6 protein-coding genes are annotated in these 7708 nt (G+C 44.8%); 5 read left to right on the top strand and 1 reads right to left on the bottom strand.

From position 1 onward, the window contains the following. The first annotated feature begins 544 nt into the window (after positions 1-544). Both JGK22_RS15805 and JGK22_RS15810 read left to right on the top strand, forming a co-directional pair. Positions 545-2479 carry a response regulator gene (locus JGK22_RS15805; RefSeq protein WP_293186050.1) on the top strand — a complete coding sequence of 645 codons (1935 nt, stop codon included), beginning with the start codon at positions 545-547 and terminating at the stop codon, positions 2477-2479. Next, entirely contained in the window at positions 2480-4387 is a 1908-nt protein-coding gene (locus tag JGK22_RS15810) for an ATP-binding protein (RefSeq protein WP_293197053.1), read from the top strand. It abuts the gene before it with no gap. A 166-nt stretch (positions 4388-4553) separates the two neighbouring features. Here the strand turns inward: JGK22_RS15810 and JGK22_RS15815 are convergent, their stop codons facing one another. Beyond that, positions 4554-4721, bottom strand: coding sequence for a hypothetical protein (locus tag JGK22_RS15815; protein ID WP_293186052.1), 168 nt, complete (start codon positions 4719-4721; stop codon positions 4554-4556). Between the two features lie 155 nt (positions 4722-4876). Between JGK22_RS15815 and JGK22_RS15820 the strand changes: the two genes are divergently transcribed. The 3 genes from JGK22_RS15820 to JGK22_RS33285 all read left to right on the top strand — a co-directional run. Beyond that, the gene (locus JGK22_RS15820) at positions 4877-5344 is read left to right on the top strand and encodes a response regulator (protein ID WP_293186054.1); all 468 of its coding nucleotides are present in this window, start codon (positions 4877-4879) and stop codon (positions 5342-5344) included. Between the two features lie 266 nt (positions 5345-5610). Further along, positions 5611-7269, top strand: a complete 1659-nt coding sequence (locus JGK22_RS15825) for a diguanylate cyclase (RefSeq protein ID WP_293313160.1) — start codon at positions 5611-5613, stop codon at positions 7267-7269. 304 nt (positions 7270-7573) lie between these two features. Beyond that, a partial coding sequence (locus JGK22_RS33285) for a transposase DNA-binding-containing protein (protein WP_363319240.1) occupies positions 7574-7708 on the top strand: 135 nt, incomplete at its 3' end.

Here is a 7708-nt window from a genome sequence, read left to right on the forward strand (position 1 = left end):
AGAGGGGAGAGGAGAGGGGCGGGCTCAGGATTATTGATGGTTGAGGTCGATCGACTATTGCTAAACTTGCTCGTGGGCGATCGGCTAAACTATCTTTGATGATTATTTAAATCAGTATAAAGGTGGACGAAGAAACTGGGTTTTATAACGAAAATATCTCGTTATACCAGTTACACAAAAAAAGCAACTGCTTTGCCAGCACTCCCAACCCTGATGGAATCATTCATTCCCCATCTAAAATCGTATTACCAGAAAGAATTGGTTGAAAGCCCGCCCGCCTTCGAGGGAGAAATTAAAATCAGACTATTCATTACTCCAATCCTCTTCTTTATAGGTAGAGGTCGCTCTCAAACTGTCAACTGTCAAGCGGTCAACTGTCAACTGTTGAAGGCTCTCTATCTTGGTTGAAAAACCCGGTTTATCGTTTTTTTGTAGGTAAGTTCTGTAAATATAGAAGTAGTTGATGCTGGAGCGAGTGCTATAATGACGATTTAATCGGTTTTCATAATTTCAGCAATTATAAATTTAACACAAAATACCATCAATGACCACCAATAAAACAGAAAATAATAAAGGCAACATATTAATTGTTGACGACACTCCCGAAAATTTGCAAGTTTTATCAGCAACGCTGTCGGATCGCGGCTACAAAGTCCGGGGCGTAATCAACGGCAAAATGGCAATCAGAGCAGCGCGTTCAGGTTCTCCAGACTTGATTTTGCTCGACATAAAAATGCCGGAAATGGACGGCTATGAAGTCTGCACGCAGCTCAAGCTCGATCCGAAAACATCAGAAATTCCAGTTATTTTTATTAGCGCTTTAGATGAAGTATTAGACAAAGTAACCGCCTTTAAAGTAGGAGGGGTAGATTTTATCACCAAACCGTTTCATGTAGCAGAAGTTTTAGCGAGAATCGAACATCAACTGACCATCCAAAGACTGAAAAAACAATTGATCGATCGCAATACCGAACTGCAACAAGAAATAATAGAACGCAAAAAAGCCGAAGAAGCCGCAGCCGCTGCATCCCTAGCAAAAAGTCAATTCGTTGCCAACATGAGCCACGAATTGCGGACTCCCCTGAACGCCATCCTGGGTTTTACCCAAGTCATGAGCCGCGACTCTTTACTCAGCCACGAAAATATTGAAAATCTCCGAATTATCAACCGCAGCGGTCAACATTTGCTGGAATTAATTAACGATGTTTTAGACTTGTCCAAAATAGAAGCCGGGATCATTGGCTTAGATGAACGCAGCTTTGACCTTTATCAACTCCTCGACACTCTCGAAGAGATGTTTCAAATCAAAGCTGAAACCAAAAATTTGCAACTAAGATTTTCCGTGCAGCCGAATGTTCCCCAATACATCAAAACTGATGAAAAAAAGCTGCGCGTATGTTTAATTAATTTGCTGGGAAATGCCCTAAAATTTACACCAAACTGCGGCAGTATTTGGCTGCGCGCTGTGCAAGCCAACCACCAGCCCGCAAAATCGGAGGTTTATCCTAATTCTACTTCGGACGATTGCTATTTTATTTTGTTTGAAGTTGAAGACACGGGAGTTGGCATAGCAACAGCAGAAATTGACAAGTTATTTGAGGCTTTCGTGCAAACAGAAGCTGGCAAACAAGCGGCTGACGGTACGGGATTGGGTTTGACAATCACTAAAAAATATGTAGAGATCATGGGCGGAGATATTGAGGTAGAAAGTGTTTTAGGTGAGGGAACCATTTTTAAATTTAATATCCGAGTATTTCCCGCTACTTCATCTGAAATAACAGTGGCGACATCGCAGCGGGCGATCGCACTACAACCAGATCAACCGATTTATCGGATTTTAGCAGTTGACGACAATCAAGAAAATCGGCTGCTGCTGGTGAAAATGCTGCAACCAATTGGTTTTGAAGTCCGAGAAGCGGAAAACGGCTTCCAAGCTCTTGAACTTTGGGAAAGTTGGCACCCTGATTTAATTTGGCTGGATACGCGAATGCCTGTAATGGACGGTTTTGAAGCCGTCAGACAAATTAGAGCTAAAGAGAAACCATCTGAGCGTCGAACTGTAATTATTGCTCTGACTGCTAGCACTTTTGAGGAAAAAAAAGGCGAAATTCTTGCCGCAGGTTGCGACGATTTTGTGCGGAAACCTTTTCAAGAGCAAATGCTCTTTGATAAGATCGCTTCTTACTTGGGAGTGCGCTATATCTATCAAGAATTGCCCGCGCTCCCTGTCGGGGCTTTACGGCGTTATTTTGTGAGCGAAAAACCAGATTCATTTTTCTCGCCGCTGCTCGCCCAGATGCCTCGAAGTTGGGTGCAGGAACTCTACGACGCAGTTAATGATGTTGATGAAGAGCTGGCGATTCAAATTGTCGATCGCATTTCGGAAACTCATCCAACGTTAGCTGAGGCTTTAAAAGATTTGCTGGCAGATTACCGACTCGATAGGATAATGGATTTAACTCAATCTATTTTAAAATAAATGGAGCATAGTGAAATTAAAGTATTGGTGGTTGACGACCAACCGAGCAATCTGCGGTTCTTATCCGAGCTGCTAACTGCCCAGGGGTATCAAGTTTGTCGAGCTATTTGCGGTAAACTGGCGTTGAAGGCTGCGATCGCCCATTGCCCCGATTTAATTTTGCTCGACATCAGAATGCCGGAAATGAACGGTTATGAAGTTTGTCGGAGACTGAAAGCTACACCGGAAACTGAACAAATTCCGGTAATTTTTTTAAGTGTATTAGATGAGATTAATGATAAATTACAAGCTTTTCGAGTGGGCGGCGCCGACTATATTCTCAAGCCATTTCAAGTAGAAGAAGTTTTAGCGCGCATCGACAAGCAAGTCTGCTTGCAAAAACTGCAACAGCAACTAAAAGAGCAAAACACTGAACTGCAACAGTCGCAGTCGCTGCTTGCTAGCGTCTTAAATAGTTCCTTAGACGGTGTGGTGGCTTATTCTGCCGTCCGCAACAGTCAGGGAAAGATTGTAGATTTCCTGTGGCTGTTAGTCAACCCTGCTGCCAACAATATTTCTGGTCGGCCATTAAATGCGATAGTTGGCAATCATTTGTTGGCAGAAATTCCCGAAATTCGCAATAATGGGTTATTTGATTTGTACGTTTCTGTCGTAGAAACCGGAGAAATTTTAGACCAAGAATTTTATTACGAACACAATTCAGAGACAAGTGCTTGGCTGCACATTGTCGCGGTCAAATTAAACGACGGTCTGGCAGTCACATTTCGCAATATCACCGATCGCAAACGAGGAGAAATTGCCCTGCGAGAAAGTGAAGAACGTTTCCGCGCGATATTTGAGCAAGCAGCAGTGGGCATCGCTAAAACTACACTTTCAGGTGAATTTTTGCGAGTAAATCCCGGCTTTTGCCAAATTGTCCGCTATGCAGAATCGGAATTGTTGCAGCTTGATTGGCAGGCAATTACTCACCCTGATGACATCGAAGCTGGCAGAGAATACGTGCGGTTGCTGTTATGCGGGGAAATTCAAACTTTTTCTCGGGAAAAGCGTTTGATCTGCAAAGATCGGGAAGTGCGCTGGGCGAATGTTACTGTTTCGGTAATGCGCGATGCTGAGGGAACCGCGCAATATTTGATTTGTGCGATCGAGGATGTTTCCGAGCGCAAGCTGGTACAAGAATTGCTGCAAGCAAGTTTAGAAACTCAAACCCGTTATGCTGAAGAACTGACTCGTTCTAATGCCGAATTAGAACAGTTTGCCTACGTGGCTTCTCACGATTTGCAAGCACCTTTGGGCACGATTGCAGGCTACGCTCAACTATTAGAACGGCGTTATCAAAACCAACTTGATGCCCAGGGGAATAAATTTGTCGGCAATATTGTTAATTCTTGCGTGCGGATGCAGGCGCTGATTGATGACTTGCTGGAGTATTCGCGAGTCGGTCGCAGTCAAAAACCTTTTGAGCTGATAAATTGCAATCAGGTTTTTGAGGATGCTTGCGCTAATTTGCAGTTGGCAATCCGCAAGCATCAAGCTACTGTAACTAGGGGCGATTTGCCAATGGTAAGAGGTGACTGTTTTCAACTGTTGCAACTGTTTCAAAATTTAATTGGCAATGCCATTAAATACCGTAGCAGCGAGGCGCCGGTGGTACAGGTGGGCGCTTCGCTTCAGGGGGATAACTGGGTGTTTGCGGTGCAGGACAACGGTATTGGCATTCCCGAACAGCACCATCCACGAATTTTTCAGATTTTTCAGCGCTTGCACACCCAAAAAGAGTATTCGGGAACAGGTATCGGTTTAGCGATTTGTCAGAGAATTGTCGATCGGCATGGCGGCCGGCTTTGGGTAGAATCATCACCTGGTCGAGGCTCGACTTTTTATTTTTCTGTTCCTGTTACACATTGAAATCAGCATTCTGCTTGGATCGGTGAGCAGTCATTTGCTTAAACTCTAAATATATTTATCATTTTTTTATACAAATACTCATAAATTTTAGCATATTCACTGATGACATCAAGCTAAAAATCATTCAGTATAAAGATATTAGCTCGCTCCCTATACAACTTAAAAATCAGCGGTGTGCGCCAGACTTGTCAGTTTGTTTCAACTGTATCCAGAGCACCTGGCTTTGGGATACAGTAGTTTTAGTAGGAATTTCCGGACAAGCATTTCTGATGTCTTTGCCGTTTGCCGGTTCTCCCAGAGACTGCCAAGTGAAACAAAGATTAGTGACAAACATTTGCGAATTATGCAAAACCGCCAATTGCTGCAACACAAATTCAGTGTTATGGGCCAGATTTGCCAGATCGTCGTGGCAACAGATGCTTTGCAGGCGATCGCAAACCGCTTCAAGTCCCGCTACCTCACAAAATCAATTAGTCGTGAGGCCAAGCCGTGAATTATCCAAAGAAAAATGAAAAGAAAAAATTTACTATTTTAATAGCAAACGATGACGAGGACACGCGCTTTTTGGTGGAGGAAGCACTGCGAGAAGTTCGATTACCAATCAGAAGCGAATTTGTGGAAAATGGAGAACAAGTGCTAGACTATTTGTACCGTCGCCGTCAATATGCTGGTGGCAGCAATTGGCATCGACCAGACCTGATACTTTTGGATCTGAATATGCCGAGGCTTGACGGGCGAGAAGCACTAACTTCGATCAGATCTGACCCCCAGTTTCAACAAATTCCGGTGGTGATTCTCACAACGTCGCACCGCAGCGGAGATATCTTGCTTTGCTACCGCTTGGGTGCGAATTCTTTCATATCTAAACCAGTCACTTTTCAAGGATTGGTGGAAGTAATGAAGACTTTATGCCAGTATTGGTTTGAAATCGTTTCGCTCCCGCCTGCGGATCTGTAAGCTTTAATTGATGGCTAGATCGATAGTTTGAGTGTAAACTGAATTTGATAGACCGACATATTGGCTCGATCGCAAACGCAAATCAGTAGGTATGTACAAATGAACTGGCTGATGGGGAGGGTGGGTGAGAGCAGGGCTCCACTGCCGGCTAGAAAAAATCCGGGTTCAACCCGCCGCTAGAAGATATTATTGTTGTTTAGTGCCGATCGCCAGTATCGCTCTCAAAACAAGAAAGTTTCCTTAAACCCGCTCCAAACGCTATAGTTGTGTTAACACGTAACCAATGTCTGAAAATTTTGTTGGTTGAGGATGACCTCGCAGATGCAACGCTGATCGAAGATCTTTTAGGGTCATTCAGCGAGGCTGTGTTTCGCCTCCAAACTGTTACATCTCTGGAGAGGGGACTGGCGTGTCTGGAAGCAGAAAAGTTTGACGCCGTACTATTAGACTTGTCAGTGTCAGACGGCTTGGGGGGAAGCGAGGATCTCGCCGTTTTGAAAGCCCGATCGCCCACAGTGCCAGTTGTGGTGCTGACGGATAGCAATGATGAGAATACGGCGCTGTCGGTATTGCGATCGGGCGCTCAAGATTGTTTGGTAAAGGGAAGATTTCAGAGAACTCTGCTGGTGCGAGCAATCCATTACGCGATCGAACGCCAACAAGTCGAAGAACAATTGCGACAGCAGGCGATCCGAGAGCGGCTGTTGGGACAAATGATCGAACATATTCGATCGTCAATAGACGCGGCAAGCATTCTTCAAAGTACCGTAGCAGAAGTGCGCCAATTTCTCAAAACAGACCGGGTTTTAATTTATCGCTGTCAGGATTGGGCGTCTCAATTTGACGGGGAAGAGCAAAAAGGTGCGATCGTCGCAGGTGACGGTTTGCCAGACGGTTATATTGAAAACCAAAATATTAATGCTGCTTTGGCAGTTTCATGCTTTTTCTTGCTCGAATCCCAGTCGGTACAAGCAATAGCAGATGTGAACGCGGCCGCATTGTCTGGCAGTTGCAAAGAATTGCTGGCAGATTGTGAAATTGCAGCAGTTTTAAGCGTGCCAATTTGGCAATCGGGCGACTGGGAAACGGCAAACCAAAGACTAGAAGGTAGTATTTGGGATGCAGAAAAAAATCAATATGCAGCCGAAAATTATCTCTCGCTGCCGGCTGTTGGCAAACCGCAGGCACAGGGAAAAAGTGCGCCGGATTTAGAGAGAGAAAATCGCAATAATTTGTGGGGAATGCTGACAGCATACAATTGCAGCGAGACGAGGGAATGGCAGCAGTGGGAAATAGATTTTTTACAGCACTTGGCGAATCAAGTGGCGATCGCGATCGAACAATCTCAACTTTACCGCCAGCTAGCAATAGCCAATCAAAAATTGCAGGAACTGGCCACTACTGACGGACTGACGGGCATTGCCAACCGCCGCCAGTTCGATCGCGTTTTGATGTTAGAGTGGCGCAGATTGGCAAGAGAGGAACTGCCAGTGTCTTTAATTATGTTTGACATCGACTTTTTTAAACTTTATAACGACTTTTACGGGCACCTCGGCGGCGACGATTGTTTGCGCCAAGTTGCTAAGGCGATCGCCTCTTGTACCAAGCGGGCTGGGGATTTGCCTGCCCGCTACGGCGGCGAAGAATTTGCCATAGTGCTGCCCAACACCAGCGCCGAAGGGGCAAACATTGTCGCCCGGAAAATTTGCGATCGCATTGCCAGCTTGCAACTGCCCCACGCGCGATCGTCGATCGGCTCCTACGTTACCGTCAGTTGCGGAATTGCCACAGCGATTCCTTCTGCCCAGCAATCTCCCGACATCCTAATTCGCAGCGCTGACAGCGCCCTTTATCAAGCCAAAACCGAAGGCAAAAATCGTATTTGTCACGCCAGCAAGCCGGAATCTTCCCCAATTTTGATGTAATTGGGAATTAGGAATTGGCCAAACAGGGCATTGGCCAAACAGGGCATTGGGCATTGAGCATTGAGCATTGGGCATTGGTGGGAACTAACAACTGCCAACTAACAAATAATATCAAATCCGATTGCATCGTCCTGTATTCATCTCTATCTTCTTATATAACCCAATACTGTTCACTTAAGACAGATCCCCCCTAACCCCCCTTAAAAAGCTATGCTTTATAAACATCTTTCTTAACAATAAATTTGACAAAAATCAACATCTGTGCTGTTAAACAATCGGGCGCTCGCCCAGGAATGAGATTAAAATGATCAATCAATGGGTAAGGGAAGAATTAGAAAATACTCAATTGGGAGATGCAAGAAGAACAAATAGATTCATGAAAATTGTTTCTAACTTGAGTGATAAACCAACATCCAGTGTACCTGAAGCTAGTGGTACA

The sequence above is a fragment of the Microcoleus sp. PH2017_08_TRC_O_A genome, assembly GCF_020738665.1.
Taxonomy (GTDB): Bacteria; Cyanobacteriota; Cyanobacteriia; order Cyanobacteriales; family Microcoleaceae; genus Microcoleus.